The sequence below is a fragment of the Arthrobacter sp. FB24 genome (assembly GCF_000196235.1).
Lineage (GTDB): Bacteria > Actinomycetota > Actinomycetes > Actinomycetales > Micrococcaceae > Arthrobacter.
The window spans coordinates 4,349,975-4,369,044 of the sequence record NC_008541.1 but is presented as its reverse complement, the minus strand read 5'-3'; the positions used below and the strand labels follow the sequence as shown (position 1 = coordinate 4,369,044).

Sequence of the window (19,070 nt, the reverse complement as noted above, 5' to 3'; positions counted from 1 at the left end):
GTGAACGGCACCAACCGTTATTAGCCCAAGTACCAGCCTGGCGGCACCCACGAGGCAGGGACCGAGTGTGCCGAAAATTCTTCGCATCCGGTGCAGAAATACGTGACTTCGCCCGGCTTCCGGAGCGTGCCGTCGTGCCGGTACTTTGCCGGGACAAACGTCTCCAGGTAAATGAATTCATCCGTCCCGCAGCGTTCGCAGTAGGGGCTGCCTACAAACTCGGTGTCCACCAGGGTGGCGGCGGGGTGCGGTTCGCGCTGACTGACCAGATCAGCGTGTGCGCTTGTTTCGTGGTGTGCCGGCGTGTTGCGGTGCGTCCCTACCGCCAGCGGGCGTACCGTTTTGAGGGAGTGGACTGTATTTGAGACTGAAAGATGCGGGTGGTTCGTGGTTGGCGTCATAGCATGCCTATCCCGAACTTTGTCCGTCAGGCGCCCCAAGGCAGCGTGGGCGGACACGGTTCGTCATCGAATCGTTGTCAGCGGCTTCTGCTTAACCTTTAACAAAATTCAGCATAATTTACGCACGTAATAACTTCAATCACTTACGTGGAATAACCACTTGCCCGGGCCCGACTACCTACTTACTTGGTCAGCTCCAGTGGCTTAACCCAACGACAGGTACGAAAGCCTAGGCGGGTCGCTTCAGGGTGCGCCCTACAATCGCCTGGGTGAGCGCATCGATTACTTCGGCATTGGCTAAGGGATTTCGGATCAGGGTGAAGTCGACGTCTCCCACGGGAGGCAGGTCAAAGCGGCGGGTGATGATCTTGAGGTCGTCCGGAACCAGCGAGGACGGCATCACGGCGACTCCGATTCCCGCCCGAACAGCGGCCAGGACCCCGCTGATCTGCCGGGTGGTGCACGTGATTCGCCAGGTCCGTCCCCGGGATTCCAGGGCGTCGATGGCAAGCTTCCTGCTGAGGCTGGGCGACGGGTAGGCGATCAGCGGTACAGGGTCTCCGGGCTCCAGCACCGTCTGCTCCAGGCCCACCCACGCGAAGGCGTCGTGCTGGACCACCGTTCCGTCCTTGGCGCCGGCCACCCATTTCACGAAAACCAGGTCCAGTTGGCCGGCATTCAGTTTCCGGTAGAGCTGATCGCTCTGGCCCACGGTGAGTTCAAGGTTGATCTGTGGATAGATCTGGCGGAACTCACGGAGGATACGGGGGAGCCCGGTGATCGCGAGGTCGTCCGCCGTCCCGAAGCGGAGCCGGCCGCGCATCGCGGACCCGGAGAAATAGCGGGACGCGGCATCGTGGGCCGCAAGGATGGTCCGCGCGAAGCCGGCCATGGCATCGCCGTTGTCCGTCAGCCGTACGTCCCTGGTATCCCGGGCAATCAGGACCCGCTTGGCCGCGGCTTCCAGCTTGCGCACATGCTGGCTGACCGTGGGCTGGGCAAGCCCCAGCCGTTCCGCCGCCTTGGTGAAGCTGAGGGTCTCTGCAACCGCCAAAAATGAGCGGAGCTGGGCGGGTTCAAACATGGCACTCCTGCGGGGCTGGGGAATGACTATTGCGGTTCGCAATGTTAGTTATAGGAACAATACGCTTCCACAATCCCATCGGGCCACCATAGCGTGGACGTATCCCGCCCGCCCGCACCTTTGAGGATTCCCTGTGGCACCCCCTCCGCCTTCCACGGCAACCGTCAGCCAGCCCGTCATCGATTCCGCCGCATCTCCGCCGCTGCAGACTGCACCGCAGAACGCACCGCAGACCCTGCCGCAGCCGCGGGACGTCACTCAGCCGATCGCCGTCGTCAGCGAACGCCTGCCCTGGCGCCACACCTTCATTTCCCTCCGCGTCCCCAACTTCCGCATTTTTGCCATCGGACACTTCATCGCGGTGATCGCGCTCTGGATGCAACGGATCGCGCAGGACTGGCTCGTGCTGCAGCTATCCGGCTCCGTCACGGCGGTCGGCATCACCGTGGCGCTGCAGTTCATGCCGTCGCTGGTGCTGGGGCCGTGGGGCGGGATGATGGCGGACAGGTTCCCCAAACGGAAGATCCTCATCCTCTGCCAGTCAGTGGCCGCCGTGCTTGCCGCCGCCCTTGCCGTCCTGGCGCTGAGCCAGCGCATCGAAGTGTGGCACGTCTACGCGATCGCCCTGGTCCTGGGATTGGTCACCGTGCTGGACCAGCCGGCCCGGCAGGTCTTCGTCAACGAACTCGTCGGCCCCACGTACCTGCGCAACGCCATCAGCGTGAACTCCACGACCTTCCAGCTGGGCGGCCTGATCGGGCCCGCACTAGCCGGGCTCCTGCTGACCGCGGTGGGTGCCGGCTGGGCCTTCGCCGCCAATGCCGTGGCCTGCTGTTCCACGGTGGCAATGCTGCTGCTCCTGCGCAAGGACCAGCTGTTCATCACTGCGCCCGCGCCGAAGCGCAAGGGCATGCTCCGGGAGGGGCTACAGTACGCGCTGAGCAAGCCCACCATCTACTGGCCCTGGCTGATGGCAGGGTTCATCGCAGTTTTCGCCATGAGCCTGCCGGTGCTGCTGGCCGCCTTCGCGGACAACGTGTACGACGCCGGCGCCGGAGGCTACGGCCTGCTGAACGCGCTGGTGGCGCTGGGTGCGCTCGCCGGGGCTGTCACCTCCACCCGCCGCCGGCAGCTGCGACTGCGGTCGGTGGTGCTGGGTGCCGGAATGTACGGGCTGATGCTCTGCCTCGCGGCCCTGGCGCCGTCCATGGTGTGGTTCGGCGCCGCCATGGTGCTCTCCGGATTCTGGTGCCTGATGTTCCTAACCGCGGCCAACCAGCTGGTGCAGATCAGTTCCAACATGGGAATCCGGGGACGCGTCATGAGCCTGTACATCATGGTGCTGATCGGCGGGCAGGCCATCGGCGGTCCCATGATGGGCTGGATTGCCGAGCACCTGGACCCGCACACCGCCATCCTCGTTTCCGGCGGGGTGCCGGTCCTGGCAGCGGTGACTGTCGCCGTCGTACTGGCCCGGCGCGGTGAGCTGACCCTCAAGGTGAACCTCAGGGACCGGCACCACCTCATCCGGATAGTCAGCCGGAAGGCAAAGAAGCCGGGGCGCGGGCCCTCAGGGCCGGCGCCCCGGCCGGCTGCTACGCGTCCAGAGGGGCGTGCGGGTACTCCGCCTGCCGCTGCTGGAACTGCAGCACGTCCTTGTTGAGGATCTCTCCGCCGCGGATTTCGATGGCACGGGCGATCGTGTCGTTTCCGGCCCAAGCTTCGGGGCCGGAAATGACGGTTTCCAGGAAGGGGAGCAGCGCCTCGCTGATCTCCCAGCTGGAGGAGTTCCACAGGTAGGAGGGACTGTGGTCCACCGCGTAGTAGTCAATGTGGTCGCCCACGGTGAGCATGGGCTCGGCGAACGTGGTGGTTTTCGCCCAGCTGAAGCCCATTCCCTCGTCGCAGGAAACGTCCACGATCAGGCTGCCGGGACGGAACGCGCTGAGGTCCTCTTCACGCAGGTACGTTAGCGGGGCGTTGGGGTCCTGCAGCGTGCAGTTGACCACGATGTCGCTTTCGGCCAGGAACGGCGCCAGCGGAACCCTGCCGCGTTCGGTGATGACCTGGCTGAGGAACGGCGCCTTGTCGTCATGGTCGAACTGGGCGATCCGCACCGAGTGGATGGGCGAACCCACCGCGGCGACGCCCCGGTTGGTTAGCACCTGGACGTCGTGGATGCCGTGGGCGTTCAGCGCCGTGACGGCACCGCGGGCTGTGGCCCCGAAACCGATGACGACGGCGGTGAGCCGCCGGCCGTAGACGCCCGTGGAACCGGTGAGGGCAAGGGCGTGGATGACCGAGCAATAGCCGGCCAGTTCGTTGTTCTTGTGGAAGACGTGGAGGCCGAAGCCGCCGTCGCCCGCCCAGTGGTTCATGGCCTCGAAGGCGATCAGCGTGAGCTTCTTGTCGATGGCCAGCTGGGTGATGGCGCGGTCCTGGACGCAGTGCGGCCAGCCCCAGAGGACCTGGCCGTCGCGGAGTTCCGCGAGGTCCTCCGGCTGCGGCTTGGGCAGCAGGACGACGTCGGCGTCGGCAATGATCTCGCCGCGGGTGGCAATCCGTCCCACGAGGGAGGCCAGATGGGTGTCCGAAACGCCGAACCGTTCGCCGTAGCCCTGTTCGAGGATGATGTTCCGCCGCAGTTCGGGTGCGATGCGGTCCAGGTGGAGGGGGTGGAGCGGGAGCCGGCGTTCGTCAGGTTTGCGCGTGCTGGCGAGGACTCCGAGGCTGAGATGGTTCGCGGAACCGGTCACTTCTTTTTGGGGCTCGCTGCCTTGGTGGCGGTTGCCTTGTCGAGGGAGCTCGGCGGCGCTGCGGCTGCCCTCTTGTCGGCGCGTTTTTCCTTGATGGATTTGCCGGATTTCGCGGATGCTGCTTGACGCGGGGACTTGTCAGCCATGATTGCTCCTGTAGCGGAACCGAAGGGGTTCCTGACTTCTGACGATACAGGTAGCCGCCTAATGCCCCGCGGAAGGAATGGAGCGGCTGACGGGAATCGAACCCGCGTATCAAGCTTGGGAAGCTAGCGCTCTACCATTGAGCTACAGCCGCAGAGGGACCAGCCACTTACCTCGGCCATGTCCCGGTTGCGTCAACCGGATTTACTTTACCCCAGCCGTGCGCACTCCCAGAACAGGGACACGACCGTCAGGCGACAGCATGCTTTCGATAACTCTTCGGTCCGTTCGATAACTGTTCGGTTAAGGCACGGCCGTGGCCGCTGGGAAGCAGGCCGAGCTGACTATCCTATTGGGGTTAGCTGCAGTATCAGGGGAACGGGCTACGCAAGAAAGCTGTCCGACAATCAAGGGATCCCCGTGGCATTTGCAGAGTACGAGGTCGTCGTGGAACGCGATGCCATGACCGTGTACCAGTTCCTGCAGGACGGGCTGAACCTTCCCTCATGGCGGGAAGGGATCCGGAACATCGAACTGCGTTCAGGTGCGCTGGGAGCCTGCGGCGCGGTCTACCAGCAGACCCTGGCCGGTCCTGCGGGACGCCCCATCGCCGCCGACTTCCAAATCACGCAGCTCCGGCCGGGCGCCGAGATCCAGTTCCAAGTGGTTGCCGGCCCGGCGCGCCCGCACGGCGGCTATTACCTGAGCACCGAGGGAACAAGCACCCGGGTCAGGTTCGCCCTGGAGTCGCGGCCCAAGGGACTGGCCGGGCTGATGGACTTCATGATCCAACGGACCATGAAGTCGGAAGTCGCGCAGTTGGAACGCCTTAAGGAAGTCCTGGAAGCCCGGCCCGCGGAGCCGTAACCCGCGAGACCCGCGCGCAGGGTAAGGCGGCTATTGCGCGAGGCGCTGTCCCGCCCACGTTCCGGGGATGGACGACGGCGACGTCAAGGCGCCCGTGCTGAGGTCCCAATACTGCACCACGTCGCCGGCTCGTCGGAGGGCCAGTCCCGTTGAGTTCAGGCCCGTGACATCCCGCAGCGGACGGATGGCTGTAACGTCCGACCATCCGCTGGCCACCACAGCCCGGGTTTCGGCGCGCGGTGCCGGCGCGCCCGAGCCGCGGAAGAGCCGGACATAACCGTCCGACTGCCGGGCCAACAGGTCCTGGAAGCCGTCGCCGTCGTAATCCGCCATGGCCAGCCGGTTGGCTGAAACGCCGGACGCCATCAGAGTCCGCTGCACAAGGTCCGCTTTGCCCCGGTTGGGGTACAGCCAGAGGTTCCCGGAGGTGTCCAGCGCCACCAGTTGCGGGAGGCGGTTGTTGGCACACCAGCCCCCGACCGCCAGGGTCATTCCCGCCCACCCGGACTGGCCCAGTGTCACGCCTGGAAGGAATCCGCCGCCCACCGAGCCGGCGTGCAGCGTAACCCTGCCATCAGTCCACTGGACCAGGATGTCAAAGACTCCGTCCCGGTCCCAGTCGGTGACAAAGAGTTCCTTGGCGGAGCCGAATCCGGTCCCGACGACCTGTTGTGCGCCGTATTGCCGGTTTCCCAGGGACGGGCGGTTGATGAGTTCCCCGGATGAGTTCACCGACACGAGGTCGCCGGGACCCTTGATCGCGGCCGCCGCAAGGTCCGCCGACGGCGGCATGTGCCGCACCAGCGGATCGCACACGCTGGCGGGCTGTACGGGCATTTCAGTGCTGCCGCCCGGGCTGCTGGTGGTTCCCGCGGGCAGCGTGCCGTATCCGAAGAAGTCCACCACGCCCCACATGGTGTAGCGGTTGGGCGTGGTCTGCCAGTTGCCGTCCGTGAAGGTGATCCCGATCCCCATCACATTGAACCGCGGGTCCTTCAGGATTGCATTGTGGGCGGGCGAGCCCTTCCACCACTCAACAAGCTGGGCGGCGTCGCGGTCCCAGCGGACGGCAATGACCTCGCCGGCGCCATTGGTGGGGCTGAGCGCCCGCGAATCGGTCCAGAAGCTCGAGCGGTGCTCGATCACTTCCCGGGCCGCGATGCTGTCGGACCACTCCTGGGCCATGGCGGCCACTGTGGCGTGGTACTTCACGGCGGGCAGTCCGAACGAAGCCCGGTAGCTGTTGATGGCTTTGAACACCGCCAGGATTTGGGACGACGCGTCGTCCCTGACGAGGGCCTGCGTCGTCAGTGATTCGGTTCGGAGGGCTTCGGTGCCCGCCGTGGGTGCAGGCCGGGTCTGCAGCCCGGCCTGGGTGAGGGCCGCCAGGTCGGCGTCGGTGGCGGACAACGGTGGGACGGACGCCGGCTCGGGAGGGGAGTCTCCTGCTGGCAGCGGCGGCGTGTTGGTGGAGAGTGTGCCGGCGCCGCCACCGGCGCCGGCCGTTCCTGAGGTATTGACCAAAGCAGCAGTTGTGCCGCCTGGGTCCCCTTCCCTGACCGCCGGGTCCACGGCGGGGGCGAGGCGCTGCCCTGGTGTGTCATCCGCGGTGCCCAAGCCGGCGTCGTACACGAACGATGGCGGGCCGAGGGCGACGCTTTGCGCCTGCTGGTCCGCCACGGCGGACACATCGGGTTTTGGGCTTGAGGAAGGTCCCCCCAGCTGGCCGGCCGCAGGCGTGATGAGTGCCAGTGCGCAGATCATGGCTGCCAGTGTCCGTGCCGAAATCTTCCTCAAGCCAACCCCAGATCCGTCGGTGCCGCCTCCTTCAGGGCGAAGGCAACCCGTCACAGCCGCAACATCAGACTCATCCTGTATCGGAGATGACGTTTCTTATCAGCAGTAACAGTAACCCCGGGCAACGGGCGCGGCAATGGTGCGGTATTTTTGAGTGTGCTGATCTCTGACCGCGATATTCGTGCCGAAATTGATTCCCAACGGATTGTCCTGGATCCGTACGACCCGGTGATGGTCCAGCCGTCGTCCGTGGACGTCCGGATCGACCGGTTCTTCCGGTTGTTCGACAACCACAAGTACGCGCACATCGACCCTGCCGAGGACCAGCCTGAGCTGACGCGCCTGGTGGAAGTTGACCGCGGAGAGCCGTTCATCCTTCACCCGGGCGAGTTTGTGCTGGGCTCCACTTATGAAACCGTCACCTTGCCGGATGACATTGCGGCACGGCTCGAAGGCAAGTCCTCGCTGGGCCGGCTGGGGCTGCTGACGCACTCCACCGCAGGGTTTATCGATCCCGGGTTCTCCGGCCACGTCACGCTGGAGCTTTCCAACATGGCCACGCTGCCCATCAAACTGTGGCCCGGCATGAAGATCGGCCAGCTGTGCTTCTTCAAGCTCAGCTCCGCCGCCGAATTCCCCTACGGCTCCGGTGAGTACGGCAACCGCTACCAGGGCCAGCGTGGTCCCACCGCCAGCCGCAGCTACCTGAACTTCCACCGCACTGAGATCTGAGGGAGCGTCGCCGAAAAGGCGGCAGGATCTGAGGGAGCGTGCCCGAAAAGGCGGCAGGATCTGAGAGAGCGTCGCCGAAAAGGCGGCAGGATCTGAGAGAGCGTCAGATGGGGCGGGCGGCCGGCCGCGGTTTTGCCGGGCGGCGCAGCATCTTCACAACCGGCTCCACGTAGCGTGCCGCCAGCGGACCCATGATGGCCATGATGAGCACGTAGGCCGTGGCCAGCGCCGCGAGATCGTGCGGCACCACACCGGAAGCCACCGCCAGGCCGGCAATGACGATGGAGAACTCACCGCGCGCAATCAGCGCAGCTCCCGCACGGAACCGGCCCGGCAGGCCAATTCCTGCCCGCTTGGCCGCCCAGATTCCCGTGATCATTTTGGTGGCGGCGGTGAGGACAGCCAGGATCAGCGCCCACCCCAGTACCGGCGGGATGGATGATGGATCGGTGTTGAGGCCGAAGACCACGAAGAAGATGGCCGCGAACAGGTCCCGGAGGGGTTCGAGGATCCGGGTAGCGCTGTGAGCCGTGGCGCCGGAAATGGCGATGCCCAGCATGAACGCGCCCACCGCGGCCGAGACCTGCATGGCGGCGGCGAGACCGGCAACCAGGAGCGCCGCGCCGAGAAGGTTCAGCAGGAACACCTCGGAATTTTCGCTGTGTACTGCCTTGGACACGTGGTGCCCGTGCCGGAGGGCCACTACCAGCACCACAGTGACCACAGCGAGCGAAATTCCGACGGTCTGCAGCCCCACCAGGAAACTGACCCCGGCCAGCGTGGCAGTGAGGACGGGCAGGTAGACGGCCATCGCAAGGTCCTCGAAGACCAGGATGGACAGAACCACAGGGGTCTCGCGGTTACCGATCCGGCCGAGGTCCGTAATCACCTTGGCTGCGATGCCGGAGGACGAGATGTACGTGACGCCGCCCATCACCATTGCTCCCACCAGGCCCCAACCCAGCAGCACGGCCAGGCCGGCCCCCGGAATGAAGTTCAGAACGAGGTCCAGGACGCCGGCCTTCCACGACCGCCGGAGGCCGGTGACCAGTTCAGCCGCCGTATATTCCAATCCGAGCATGAGTAGCAGCAGGATCACGCCGATCTCGCCGGAAAGATGCGCGAATTCGTGCATTCCTTCGAGCTTGACCAGTCCACCGGCGCCGAAAAACAGCCCGCCCACCAGGTACAGGGGAATGGGGGACATCCCGATCCGCCCGGCCAGCCTGGCCAGCAGGCCAAGGCAGAACACGACGGCCCCCAGTTCGATGAGGGTTAGCGCGAGCGGATCCATGCCGCTCAGCCGTTGCGCAGGATATCGGCTGCTGTATCGAGACCTTCTTGCGTTCCGACCGCCACGAGCAGGTCGCCGGGGTGAAGGACGACGTCGGGTCCAGGGGAGGGGAGCACCTCGCCTTCCCGCATGATGGCGACGATGGAGACACCGCTGCGGGTGCGGATGCAGGCTTTGCCCATGGGCTGGTTGTGGAACGGTGAGTCCCCGCCGATGGAGAACTGGCGGGTGACGATTCCCGGGATTTCGCGGTGCTCTTCGGAGAGCTGCATGGCCAGGCGCTGGCCGCCCAGCAGGTTGCCCAGGGCGGCGGCTTCCTCGGCCGTCAGCGGGATGGACGCCTGGCACGTGTCGGGATCGTCCCAGGTGGAAACAATCAGCTCGGTCTGACCCTCGCGGTATTCCACCACGCCGATCCGGCGGCCCGAAGCGGTCATGAAATCCTTGCGCCTGCCAAGGCCAGGGAGGTCTGTCTCATCCACGTTCATGGCACCAGCCTAGTCCGCGCGGACGGCGTTGGGGTGTCGAAACCACGAATTGCCTGCGGGACCCTCAGGCCGCCGGAACCACGGCGATTTCCACCTTTCCGGGAGCCTTGACCGGCAGCAGCACCAGCAGCCCGGCGAGGAGCACCACCATGATGCCGAGGATCCCCCAGCGCTGGGCTTCGCCGGGTGCCACGAGCGGCGACGCCACCGCGATGCAGAGCGTGAAAAGCGTTGGCGCCAGGAAGCTGACCGCCCGGCCCGTGGTGGCATAGAGGCCGAAGAGCTCCCCGGATTCGCCATGCGGCGCCAGCCGGGCAAGGTACGCGCGGGAGGAGGACTGCGCCGGTCCAACGAAAAGGCACAGGAACAGCCCGAACACCCAGAACGTGGTGGTGCCCGGCCAGGCCTGGCCGAAGAAGACATAGCTGCCGTTGCCCAGGACCAGGATGACGGTGCCCGCAACCAGCAGGCCGGCAAGCGAGCCGATGATGACGGCTTTGGGTCCGATCCGGTCATCCAGGAAGCCGCCGATCATGGCTCCGACGGCCGCAACGACGTTGCCGAAGATGGCAAAGAAGATGACTTCCTTCAGCTGGAAACCGAAGGTGCCCGCAGCGATGATCCCGCCAAAGGTAAAGACGGCGGCCAGGCCGTCGCGGAAGATGGCACTGGCAAGGAGGAAGTAAATGGTATGCGGGCTGGTCCGGTAGATCGCCTTGATGCGGCGCACCAGCAGGCCGTAGGAAGCCAGGAACCCCAGCTTCGGGCCCCGCTGCGGCCTGCGCAGTTCCGGCACGGCGAACAGGACGGGCAACGCAAAGATGAAGAACCAGAGGGCCGAGAACACCGCCACGAGGCGGATGTTGAGGCTGTCTTCGGTGGACGCCCCGAACCACGCGAAGCTGGGCTGGACGAACAGCTGCAGCACGATCAGGAGCGCGACGATGCCGCCCAGGTAGCCCATGCCCCAGCCGAAGCCGCTCACCTTCCCGATGTTCTTCGGCGTCGAAATCTGCGCCAGCATGGCGTTGTAGTTCACCCCGGCGAATTCGAAAAAGACGTTCCCCAGCGCGATCAGTGTGACGCCCAGCAACAGGAACTCCGGCCGCGGAAACACAAAAAAGCACAATCCGGTCAGGACCGCGACGGCGGCCGTGTTGACTCCCAGCCACAGCTTCCGGCGGCCGCCGGTGTCCGACCGCTGGCCCGTCACCGGCGCCAGAAGGGCGATGGCCGCCCCGGCGATCGCCAGCGCACCGCCGAGCACAGCGGAGGCCTGGTCCTCGCCGCCGAAGGCGTTGGACGTCAGGTACACCGTGAAGACAAACGTGGTCATCACGGCGTTGAAGGCCGCCGAGCCCCAGTCCCAGGCGGCCCACGCAAGGACCTTGCCCTTGCTGGTGGCCGACGTTCCGGACTCCAGTTCGGACGGGGGCTGGGTAGCCGCGGAAGCGGCAACGGGGTTCATAGGCTGAATGCTATCCGCCCCTGGCGATACGACGAACCATTTGCAACGGCGAGTGAACAGGCGGTGGAAACTCTCCGGCGGCAGGGAGAATCCGCCCCGCGCGGCACTGGCAGGTGGCAAAAGTGTTTGCATCCGCTTGATAAACTGTGTGCACCGAACCTGACGAATGACCGCCTGCTCCAACTTTTGACAATCGAATTCCTGACGTTGCGGAGATACCAGTGATCACAGTCCTTGCCGTGCATTTCGCGGTGGCTGCCGTGGCGCCGTTCCTCTTCCGAAAGTTCCGCAGGAACACGTTCTACGGGCTGGCTGCGGTCCCCGCCGGTTCCTTCGTCTGGCTGCTCCTGCAACGCGACGCCGTGTACCAGGGAGCGTACGAGCAGGCCTCCGCGGCACCACCCTTCACGGGCAGCGCCGTCACTGAACTCCTTCCCTGGATCCCGGAACTCAAGATCGAGCTGGCGTTCCGGATGGACCCGCTGGCCTGGATCATGTCACTGCTGGTACTCGGCGTGGGTGCCCTGGTGCTGGTCTACTGTGCGCGCTACTTCAAGAACAAGGACAGCAACCTGGGCGGGTTCGGTGCCCAGCTCCTGGCCTTCGCGGGGGCGATGTTCGGCCTGGTCACCGCCGATGACCTGCTCCTGATGTTCATCTTCTGGGAACTCACCACCGTCCTGTCCTACCTGCTGATCGGCTACGCCCGCACCCGGCTCTCCGCCAGGCGCTCGGCCCTGCAGGCCCTGATGGTTACCACGGCGGGCGGCCTGGCCATGCTGGTGGGCCTCATCATTCTGGGGTCCAGCGCCGGAACCTACCGGATCTCGGCAATCCTGGAACAGGCTCCCGGGCTGACCACCGGCCCGGCAGCGGGGGCCGTGGGCGCCGCCGTCGTCCTGATCCTCATCGGTGCCGTGACGAAGTCCGCGCTGATACCGTTCCATTTCTGGCTCCCCGGAGCGATGGCGGCGCCCACACCGGTGAGCGCGTACCTCCATGCCGCCGCGATGGTGAAGGCCGGCGTCTACCTCGTGGCGCGGCTGGCGCCGGGCTTCGCGGAGACGGCGTACTGGCTGCCCATGGTGCTGGGACTGGGCCTGGCCACCATGCTGGTGGGCGGCTACCGCGCGCTGCGGCAGACCGACATCAAGCTGATCCTGGCGTACGGCACGGTGAGCCAGCTGGGCTTCCTCACTATGGTGGTGGGCCTCGGCAAACCCGATGCGGCGCTGGCCGGGTTGGCCCTGCTCCTGGCCCACGGACTCTTCAAGGCCACCCTGTTCCTGGTGGTGGGCATCATCGACCACCAGTCCGGAACCCGCGATCTCCGCAAGCTCTCCGGCGTCTACAAGTCCTCCCGCGCCCTGGCCGTGGTGGCGGCCATCGGTGCCGCGTCGATGGCCGGCATCCCGCCGCTGGCAGGCTTCGTGGCCAAGGAATCGGTGTTCGAGGCCTTCGTGCACTATGGCACCTCCGGTGATGCGGCCGGCTCCTGGGGCCTGGTGGTGCTCGCCGGGCTGGTCCTGGGGTCCATCCTTACCTTCGCCTACAGCGCGCGTTTTATGTGGGGTGCCTTCGCGTCGAAGCCCGGCATCGAATCCACACCGTTCAAGGCCATCAAGCCATCCTTCCTTGCAGCCCCCGCCCTGCTGAGCCTGCTGACCATCGTCTACGGCCTATGGCCGGCGCCGGTGGACGCCTGGATCCAGCCGTACGCCGCGGAATTCGTGCACGACGGCGGCGATCCGGCCACCGCCGCCGGCCACCTCGCGCTGTGGCACGGACTCACGCCCGCGCTGGGCCTGACGGCCATCACCTTCGTGCTCGGCCTGGCGATGTTCTATGGCCGCAACATGGTCGCCAGGGGCCAGAGCCTGGTGCCGGCGTGGGTGGACGGCGACCGCGCCTACCAAATCACCATCGGCGCGCTGGATGACGTTGCCGTGTGGGTCACGGGACGCACGCAGCGTGGTTCGCTGTTCTTCTACCTCGCAGTGATCCTCACGGTGGCGTTCGCCCTTCCGCTCACAGCCCTGCTCATCGCCGGGAAGCCACTGCCGGACGGGCTGTACTTCATCGATCCCAATTCGCCGCTGCAGCTGGTGGCCGGGGCCGGCATCGTGATCGGGGCGCTGGCAGCCGTGCGTGCGAACAAGCGGTTCCTCGCCGTGCTGATGGTCTCCGTGACCGGCTACGGCATCGCCCTGATGTTCGCCCTGCAGGGCGCACCGGACCTGGCCCTGACCCAGATGCTGGTGGAAACCATCATCCTGGTGGCGTTCGTCCTGGCCATGCGCAGCCTGCCGGCCGAACTCCGGGACCGCACCGGCGGCAAGTACCGGGTGATCCGCGTGATCATCGGGGCGGCGTTCGGCGTCACCATGATCTTCGTGGCCATCTACGCGATGGGCGCGCGGGTCGCGACGCCCGTCGCGTTGGAGTTCCCGCGGCTTGCCTACGAAGGCGGCGGGGGACTGAACATCGTCAACGTCACCCTCGTGGACATCCGGGCGTGGGACACCTTCGGCGAGATCTCCGTCCTGGCACTGGCCGCCACCGGTGTCGCCAGCCTCATCTTCGTGAAGGGGCGCGGCGACGGCATCCGGGCCTCGTCCTCCGTGGCCGAAGGGACCGTGGGCCGGCGCTCCGGTGCCGGACAGAGCTCCCGTGACAGCGCCGCGTTGGCCCTGAGCCGCAAATTTGCCGCCTCCACCAGGGACGCCTGGCTCGTGGCAGGGCGCACCATGGCTCCCGAGCGCCGCTCCATCATCTTCGAAGTGGTCACCAGGCTGGTGTTCCACTCGATGATCGTCTTCTCCATCTACCTCCTGCTCGCCGGTCACAACCTTCCGGGCGGCGGATTCGCCGGCGGTCTGACGGCCGGGCTTGCCCTGACCATCCGCTACCTCGCCGGCGGCCGCTTCGAACTGCGGGAGGCCACCCCGGTGGGTGCGGGAACGCTCCTGGGAATCGGGCTGGCCACGGCAGCGGCCTCCGGAGTGGTGCCGCTCCTGCTGGGCGGGCAGGTGTTCCAGAGCGCCATCATCGAACTGTGGCTGCCGGTGTTCGGCGACATCAAGTTCGTCACCTCCACCATTTTCGACATCGGCGTCTACATCGTGGTGGTAGGTCTGGTGCTGGACGTGCTGCGCAGCCTGGGCGCGGAAATCGATGAGCACTTTGAAGAGAACCCCGAGGGCGAGACCGAAGGGCAGGAACCGGACGGAATTCCCGCCGAAACCACGGGGAGGGGGAAAGCATGAGCGTCAACCTGACATTGCTGACCGTCATGGGCGCGCTCTATGCCTGCGGAATCTACCTGATCATGGAACGCAGCCTCACCAGGGTGCTGCTGGGCCTGATGCTGCTGGCCAACGCCACCAACCTGCTGATCCTGGCCACCGGCGGCTACGCCGGCCTGGCACCCATGTTCAGCAAGGACACGGACCCCCGCGACTACAACGACCCCCTCCCGCAGGCACTGATCCTGACATCGATCGTGATCTCCTTCGCGGTGACCGCGTTCATGCTGGGCATCATCTACCGGACCTGGGTGCTGGCCCGCCGCGATGAGATCCAGGACGACGTCGAGGACATCCGTGTTGCCGAGACCCCCAGCTTCGACGCGGAGGATGATTCCGAGATTCCGGTAGAAACCTCGGAGTTCCCGCTGACCATGATCGGTTCGGACGGCAAGGGCATCACCGGTTCGGACCTGTCCGCCGACAGCGGTTCCGGCCGCGGCGCTTCAAGCGACGGCACTTCAGGCGACGGCCCGCAGGGCGGCGTGGCCACCGTCAAGGCCGGCGACCGCAAGATCAAAGCCAAGGACGCCGCTGCGGAAGAGCAGCCCGGCTCCCAAAACGTGACCCCCGGCCCGGAAGGAGGCGTGAAGTGAACATCGCAAGCTTTGCCCCGCTCGCCGTCGTACTTCCCATCCTCGGTGCCGCCCTGACGTTCGTGCTGATCCGGCACTCCAAGGCCCAGCGGGCCGTCAGCATTACGCTGCTCTCGCTGACGCTCCTGCTGGAATGCGTGCTGCTGGCGTCCGTCTGGGACGGCGGAACCGCGGCCGTCAACATCGGCGGCTGGCTGCCCCCGTGGGGCATCGTGATGGTGGTGGACCAGTTCTCGTCCCTGATGCTGGTGGTCTCCTCCACGGTCAGCCTCGCGGTGCTGGTGTACGCCACCGGCCAGGGCATGGCCGACGGCGACCAGGACGCGCCGCTGTCGATCTTCCACCCCACCTACCTGATCCTGGTGGCCGGCGTGTCCAACGCGTTCCTGTCGGGCGACCTCTTCAACCTCTACGTGGGGTTCGAGATCCTTCTGACGGCGAGCTATGTGCTGATGACCCTCGGCGGAACCGGCCCCCGCATCCGTGCCGGCGTGACCTACGTGGTGGTCTCCGTGGTGTCCTCCGTCCTGTTCCTGATCGCCATCGCCATGATCTACGGCGCCACCGGAACCATCAACATGGCGGACCTTGCCGTCAAGCTCGCGGACCTGGACTCCGGAACGCGGATGCTGCTGCACGTGATGCTGCTGGTGGCCTTCGGCATCAAGGCGGCTGTCTTCCCGTTGTCCTTCTGGCTTCCTGACTCGTACCCCACGGCACCAGCCCCCGTCACGGCGGTGTTCGCCGGCTTGCTGACCAAGGTGGGGGTCTATGCCATGGTGCGCACCGAGACGCTCCTCTTTCCGGGGGACTCGCTGAACACTCCGCTGATGGTGGTGGCATTACTGACCATGGTGGTGGGAATCCTGGGTGCGCTGGCCCAGAGCGACATCAAGCGCCTTCTTTCGTTCACCCTCGTCAGCCACATCGGCTACATGGTGTTCGGGCTGGCGATGTCCTCGGTGGCCGGACTTGGCGCGGCGGTGTTCTACGTGGCCCACCACATCACCATCCAGACCAGCCTCTTCCTGGTCACGGGCCTGATCGAACGCCGCGGCGGAAGCTCGTCGATCGACCGCGTCGCCGGCCTGGCCAAACTGTCCCCGATCCTGGCCCTGCTGTTCTTCATCCCCGCCATGAACCTGGCCGGCATCCCGCCGTTCTCGGGTTTCCTGGGCAAGCTCGGGCTGCTGCAGGCCGGTGTGCAGCTTGGCACCCCGCTGGCCTACGCCCTGGTGATCGGCGGTGTCGTGACCAGCCTGCTGACGCTCCTGGCCGTCGCCCGTGTGTGGAACCGCGCGTTCTGGCGCAAACCCGAGGACGCCGAGAACCCGGACCCCGTGCTGCTCGCGGCCCCTGAGGATTCCGAGACGGGCGACCGCGCAGGCAAGCGCAATGTCACGCTGCTGCCGCGGACCATGGTGGGATCAACCCTGGGCCTCGTGGCCTTCGGTGTGGCGCTCACCGTCTTTGCCGGGCCGCTCTTCCGGGTGGCGGACCAGTCGGCCGTGGAAATGCTGGACCGGTCCGCCTACATCCAGGCCGTGCTGGGCGAAAACGCCCCCGTGCCCCCGATCGCCCAGCCTGAACCCGTCCAGCAGGAGGGGAACAAATGAACCGCCGACGGATCTCAATCCGGCAGGAACTGCCCCTCCTCGTCTGGCTGGTGTTCGTCTGGGCAGCGCTCTGGCAGGACTTCAGCCCCGGTAACCTGCTGTTCGGTGCGCTGATCGCGGTAGTGGTGGCACGGCTTTTCTACCTGCCCCCGGTGGAGCTGGGCGGCCGCTTCAGCATCGTGCGGGCAGTTCCGTTCGCACTGGTGTTCCTGGCCAAGGTTGTGGCCGCCAGCTTCCAGGTGCTGTACCTGGCGTTGGCCCGCGGGCCCAAGGTGACCAACGCGGTCGTCGCGGTCAAGCTGCGCAGCCACTCGGACCTGATGGTGACGGCCACCGGCCACGTCATTTCGCTGATTCCGGGTTCGCTGGTGGTTGAGGTGGACCGCTCCACGTCCACGCTCTACATCCACGGACTCAACGTGCGGAGCGGAGAGGACATTGTGAACCTGCGCAAAGAGGTCCGGGACGCAGAGGCGGCACTGATCAGGATCATGGGCACCCGCGAGGAACTGGCCGCACTGAAACAGGAGGTAGGGGCATGATGGGCGTTGTCTTGGCCGTGACGGCCGTGATCCTGTCCCTGGCGGCAGCCGGGGCGATTGTCCGGATCGCCATCGGCCCGTCCCTGCTGGACCGGGTGCTGGCCTCTGACGTGCTGCTGGCCATCATCGGTGCCACGCTTTGCATAGACATGGCCGTCAACCGGCACCTGAACAACCTGATGCTGCTCGTGGCGCTGTCCATCATCGGGTTCATCGGATCCGTGACCGTGGCGCGCTTCGTGGCCGACCGGCGGGAGCAGCCCCATGAATCCTGAACCATCTGCCGTGGACACAATCATTGATGCAGTGTCGGCCGTCTTTATGGTGGTGGGCGCCCTGATGTCCCTCGGTGCGGCGGTCGGCCTGTTGCGCTTCCCCGACCTGATGAGCAGGATGCACGCCGCCACCAAGCCCCAGGTGCTGGGGCTGTTCCTGCTGCTGGCCTCGGTGGGCCTGCAGCTGCGGACCTGGTGGGTGTGGCCCGTGCTCTTCGTGGCGTGGATCTTCCAGGTGCTCACCGTTCCGGTGTCTGCCCACATGGTGGGCAGGGCAGGCTACCGCACCAAGCACCTGCACAAGGAACTGCTCACCACGGATGAACTGGAGGCCGTGGTGCTGAAGGCAGCCGACAAAAAGGCCGCCGCCAAGCGCGCCGCCGACGAGGATGACGACGGCGCAGCCTAGCGGCGGCCCTCAAATGCCTAGACGATGTCCTGGCTCTTGGCGAAGCGGGTGATGGCACGCTGCGTGCCCCGGTTGGCCAGGACCTGGATGATGGCGCTGACAGCCGCCGAGATCAGCGCAAAGGTCAGGGCGCTGCGCAGGGTGGTGGGGACGTCGTCCTTGTCGCCCTTCGGGGGCTTGCGGCCGGTGATCTTTTCCCAGACGACGTCAACGGCCTTGGTGCCGGCGAATCCGGCAAGCAGGCTCACTCCGGTTCCAAGCAGCTTGATGAAAAAACTCACTCCAGTACCCCTTACAGGTGGGAAACGACGGAAACAGGGCTTCCCCTAGCCTAGCCGCATCAACCCGGCCGCATCACCGCGCATTGTGACACCCTCCCCGGGATTTCGCGGGCCCGCGGGTGTAAACTAATCCACGCCCACAAGGGCGAATTGATACGACAGGGGAGCGTCGCCGTCGGGCATCACTGGAACATTTCCAGGGAACCGGAGGCGGGCGCTGAGAGTGCGGACAGCCGCAGACCCTCGAACCTGATCCGGTTAGTACCGGCGCAAGGGAGTCGAGTTCTCAGAGTGTCCGGCAGCTGGCGGCGGAAGCCGCGGACTGCCCGGGTAGCACTCTCCCCTCCTGTACCTCAGGAGGAAGAAAATGACTGGAATGACGGCCAAGCAGACGCTTGGCAACAGCAAGTACAACTGGCGTGTGGTGGACATTGTGGTTGCCGCGTTGATCGCAGTAGCCGGCGGCGTCATTTTCTGGGCCTGGTCCCAGGGGGCCGCTGCCGTTTCGCCGCCCATGAACGCCGTCTACCCGCCGCTGACCGGCCTCATCGCAGGCGGCTGGATGATTCCCGCCGTCCTGGGCATGCTGATCATCCGCAAGCCCGGAGCCGCCCTGTTCTGCGAAACAGTGGCCGCCACCGGTGAGCTGATCATGGGCTCGCAGTACGGCGCGTCCGTGCTGTTCTCCGGCTTCGTGCAGGGGCTCGGTGCGGAGATCATCTTCGCGGTGTTCGTTTACAAGAAGTTCAACCTCCCCGTTTCGCTACTGGCCGGTGCCGCTGCGGGCCTCTTCTGCGGCCTGAACGACTCGTTCGCCCCGTGGGGGTGGAATATCGCCTACGCCGCCGGCGACAAGCTGGCTTACATCATCTTCACGGCCATCTCCGGTGCGATCATCGCCGGCGGCCTGTCCTGGATCGCCACCCGCGGCCTGGCCCGGACCGGCGTGCTGAGCTCCTTCGCCTCCCGCAAGGCAGCGGCGGAGCCCGTCTTCTCCTGATGAACGCACACTGCT

19 protein-coding genes, 1 tRNA gene and 1 riboswitch are annotated in these 19,070 nt (G+C 65.9%); of the genes, 10 read left to right on the top strand and 10 right to left on the bottom strand.

The window, feature by feature from the left end:
- Positions 1-20 precede the first annotated feature (20 nt).
- Complete coding sequence (locus ARTH_RS19670; RefSeq protein WP_011693706.1) at positions 21-401, bottom strand: hypothetical protein; 381 nt, start codon at positions 399-401, stop codon at positions 21-23.
- Between the two features lie 229 nt (positions 402-630).
- Positions 631-1,485, bottom strand: a complete 855-nt coding sequence (locus ARTH_RS19665; protein WP_011693705.1) for a LysR substrate-binding domain-containing protein — start codon at positions 1,483-1,485, stop codon at positions 631-633.
- A gap of 133 nt (positions 1,486-1,618) precedes the next feature.
- On the opposite strand from ARTH_RS19665, the gene ARTH_RS19660 reads away from it, so the two are divergent.
- Positions 1,619-3,148: an MFS transporter gene (locus tag ARTH_RS19660; RefSeq protein ID WP_011693704.1), complete on the top strand. Its 1,530-nt coding sequence runs from the start codon at positions 1,619-1,621 to the stop codon at positions 3,146-3,148.
- Here ARTH_RS19660 and ARTH_RS19655 read toward each other — a convergent pair.
- The 3 genes from ARTH_RS19655 to ARTH_RS19650 all read right to left on the bottom strand — a co-directional run bounded on the left by ARTH_RS19655 (position 3,081) and on the right by ARTH_RS19650 (position 4,539).
- Entirely contained in the window at positions 3,081-4,241 is a 1,161-nt protein-coding gene (locus tag ARTH_RS19655; protein ID WP_011693703.1) for a N(5)-(carboxyethyl)ornithine synthase, read from the bottom strand. The genes ARTH_RS19660 and ARTH_RS19655 overlap by 68 nt on opposite strands.
- Positions 4,238-4,387, bottom strand: coding sequence for a hypothetical protein (locus ARTH_RS24140; protein ID WP_198011525.1), 150 nt, complete (start codon positions 4,385-4,387; stop codon positions 4,238-4,240). The genes ARTH_RS19655 and ARTH_RS24140 overlap by 4 nt, the downstream gene beginning before the upstream one ends.
- A gap of 78 nt (positions 4,388-4,465) precedes the next feature.
- Positions 4,466-4,539, bottom strand: a tRNA-Gly gene (locus tag ARTH_RS19650).
- Between the two features lie 266 nt (positions 4,540-4,805).
- On the opposite strand from ARTH_RS19650, the gene ARTH_RS19645 reads away from it, so the two are divergent.
- The gene (locus ARTH_RS19645; protein WP_011693702.1) at positions 4,806-5,252 is read left to right on the top strand and encodes an SRPBCC family protein; all 447 of its coding nucleotides are present in this window, start codon (positions 4,806-4,808) and stop codon (positions 5,250-5,252) included.
- Positions 5,253-5,282: 30 nt separating this feature from the next.
- Here ARTH_RS19645 and ARTH_RS19640 read toward each other — a convergent pair whose 3' ends face one another.
- The gene (locus ARTH_RS19640; protein WP_011693701.1) at positions 5,283-7,049 is read right to left on the bottom strand and encodes a CAP domain-containing protein; all 1,767 of its coding nucleotides are present in this window, start codon (positions 7,047-7,049) and stop codon (positions 5,283-5,285) included.
- A 156-nt stretch (positions 7,050-7,205) separates the two neighbouring features.
- Here ARTH_RS19640 and dcd point away from each other — a divergent pair, with 156 nt between their 5' ends.
- Entirely contained in the window at positions 7,206-7,781 is a 576-nt protein-coding gene (dcd, locus tag ARTH_RS19635) for a dCTP deaminase (RefSeq protein ID WP_043430109.1), read from the top strand.
- Positions 7,782-7,884: 103 nt separating this feature from the next.
- Here the strand turns inward: dcd and ARTH_RS19630 are convergent, their stop codons facing one another.
- From ARTH_RS19630 to ARTH_RS19620, 3 genes are all read right to left on the bottom strand, one after another.
- Positions 7,885-9,075, bottom strand: coding sequence for a cation:proton antiporter (locus tag ARTH_RS19630; RefSeq protein ID WP_011693699.1), 1,191 nt, complete (start codon positions 9,073-9,075; stop codon positions 7,885-7,887).
- Positions 9,076-9,080: 5 nt separating this feature from the next.
- Positions 9,081-9,563, bottom strand: coding sequence for a cation:proton antiporter regulatory subunit (locus ARTH_RS19625; protein ID WP_011693698.1), 483 nt, complete (start codon positions 9,561-9,563; stop codon positions 9,081-9,083).
- Between the two features lie 64 nt (positions 9,564-9,627).
- The gene (locus tag ARTH_RS19620) at positions 9,628-11,031 is read right to left on the bottom strand and encodes an MFS transporter (RefSeq protein WP_011693697.1); all 1,404 of its coding nucleotides are present in this window, start codon (positions 11,029-11,031) and stop codon (positions 9,628-9,630) included.
- A 221-nt stretch (positions 11,032-11,252) separates the two neighbouring features.
- On the opposite strand from ARTH_RS19620, the gene ARTH_RS19615 reads away from it, so the two are divergent.
- Genes ARTH_RS19615 through mnhG form a run of 6 tightly spaced genes read left to right on the top strand, consistent with a single transcriptional unit; the run spans position 11,253 to position 17,774 of the window.
- A complete protein-coding gene (locus tag ARTH_RS19615; protein WP_011693696.1) occupies positions 11,253-14,297 on the top strand; it encodes a Na+/H+ antiporter subunit A in 3,045 nt (1,014 codons plus the stop codon).
- Complete coding sequence (locus ARTH_RS19610; protein WP_011693695.1) at positions 14,294-14,932, top strand: Na(+)/H(+) antiporter subunit C; 639 nt, start codon at positions 14,294-14,296, stop codon at positions 14,930-14,932. Before ARTH_RS19615 ends, ARTH_RS19610 begins: the two co-directional genes overlap by 4 nt.
- The gene (locus ARTH_RS19605; protein ID WP_011693694.1) at positions 14,929-16,548 is read left to right on the top strand and encodes a Na+/H+ antiporter subunit D; all 1,620 of its coding nucleotides are present in this window, start codon (positions 14,929-14,931) and stop codon (positions 16,546-16,548) included. The genes ARTH_RS19610 and ARTH_RS19605 overlap by 4 nt, the downstream gene beginning before the upstream one ends.
- Positions 16,545-17,090, top strand: a complete 546-nt coding sequence (locus ARTH_RS19600) for a Na+/H+ antiporter subunit E (protein ID WP_011693693.1) — start codon at positions 16,545-16,547, stop codon at positions 17,088-17,090. Before ARTH_RS19605 ends, ARTH_RS19600 begins: the two co-directional genes overlap by 4 nt.
- Positions 17,087-17,365: a monovalent cation/H+ antiporter complex subunit F gene (locus tag ARTH_RS19595; protein ID WP_011693692.1), complete on the top strand. Its 279-nt coding sequence runs from the start codon at positions 17,087-17,089 to the stop codon at positions 17,363-17,365. Before ARTH_RS19600 ends, ARTH_RS19595 begins: the two co-directional genes overlap by 4 nt.
- Positions 17,355-17,774, top strand: a complete 420-nt coding sequence (gene mnhG / locus ARTH_RS19590) for a monovalent cation/H(+) antiporter subunit G (protein WP_011693691.1) — start codon at positions 17,355-17,357, stop codon at positions 17,772-17,774. Before ARTH_RS19595 ends, mnhG begins: the two co-directional genes overlap by 11 nt.
- 17 nt (positions 17,775-17,791) lie before the next feature.
- On the opposite strand, the gene ARTH_RS19585 is transcribed toward mnhG, so the two are convergent.
- Positions 17,792-18,055 carry a DUF4235 domain-containing protein gene (locus tag ARTH_RS19585; protein ID WP_011693690.1) on the bottom strand — a complete coding sequence of 88 codons (264 nt, stop codon included), beginning with the start codon at positions 18,053-18,055 and terminating at the stop codon, positions 17,792-17,794.
- 150 nt (positions 18,056-18,205) lie between these two features.
- Positions 18,206-18,349, top strand: a riboswitch (TPP riboswitch).
- A 73-nt stretch (positions 18,350-18,422) separates the two neighbouring features.
- Here ARTH_RS19585 and ARTH_RS19580 point away from each other — a divergent pair.
- Positions 18,423-19,055, top strand: a complete 633-nt coding sequence (locus tag ARTH_RS19580) for an ECF transporter S component (protein WP_011693689.1) — start codon at positions 18,423-18,425, stop codon at positions 19,053-19,055.
- Positions 19,056-19,070: the final 15 nt, after the last annotated feature.

Excerpts from the sequence above, each read along its gene's own strand:
- ARTH_RS19630 (WP_011693699.1), bottom strand. The coding sequence starts at position 9,075 with ATGGATCCGCTCGCGCTAACCCTCATCGAACTGGGGGCCGTCGTGTTC.
- ARTH_RS24140 (WP_198011525.1), bottom strand. The coding sequence starts at position 4,387 with ATGGCTGACAAGTCCCCGCGTCAAGCAGCATCCGCGAAATCCGGCAAA.
- ARTH_RS19625 (WP_011693698.1), bottom strand. The coding sequence starts at position 9,563 with ATGAACGTGGATGAGACAGACCTCCCTGGCCTTGGCAGGCGCAAGGAT.
- mnhG (WP_011693691.1), top strand. The coding sequence starts at position 17,355 with ATGAATCCTGAACCATCTGCCGTGGACACAATCATTGATGCAGTGTCG.
- ARTH_RS19670 (WP_011693706.1), bottom strand. The coding sequence starts at position 401 with ATGACGCCAACCACGAACCACCCGCATCTTTCAGTCTCAAATACAGTC.
- ARTH_RS19620 (WP_011693697.1), bottom strand. The coding sequence starts at position 11,031 with ATGAACCCCGTTGCCGCTTCCGCGGCTACCCAGCCCCCGTCCGAACTG.
- ARTH_RS19665 (WP_011693705.1), bottom strand. The coding sequence starts at position 1,485 with ATGTTTGAACCCGCCCAGCTCCGCTCATTTTTGGCGGTTGCAGAGACC.
- ARTH_RS19610 (WP_011693695.1), top strand. The coding sequence starts at position 14,294 with ATGAGCGTCAACCTGACATTGCTGACCGTCATGGGCGCGCTCTATGCC.
- ARTH_RS19595 (WP_011693692.1), top strand. The coding sequence starts at position 17,087 with ATGATGGGCGTTGTCTTGGCCGTGACGGCCGTGATCCTGTCCCTGGCG.
- ARTH_RS19580 (WP_011693689.1), top strand. The coding sequence starts at position 18,423 with ATGACTGGAATGACGGCCAAGCAGACGCTTGGCAACAGCAAGTACAAC.
- ARTH_RS19600 (WP_011693693.1), top strand. The coding sequence starts at position 16,545 with ATGAACCGCCGACGGATCTCAATCCGGCAGGAACTGCCCCTCCTCGTC.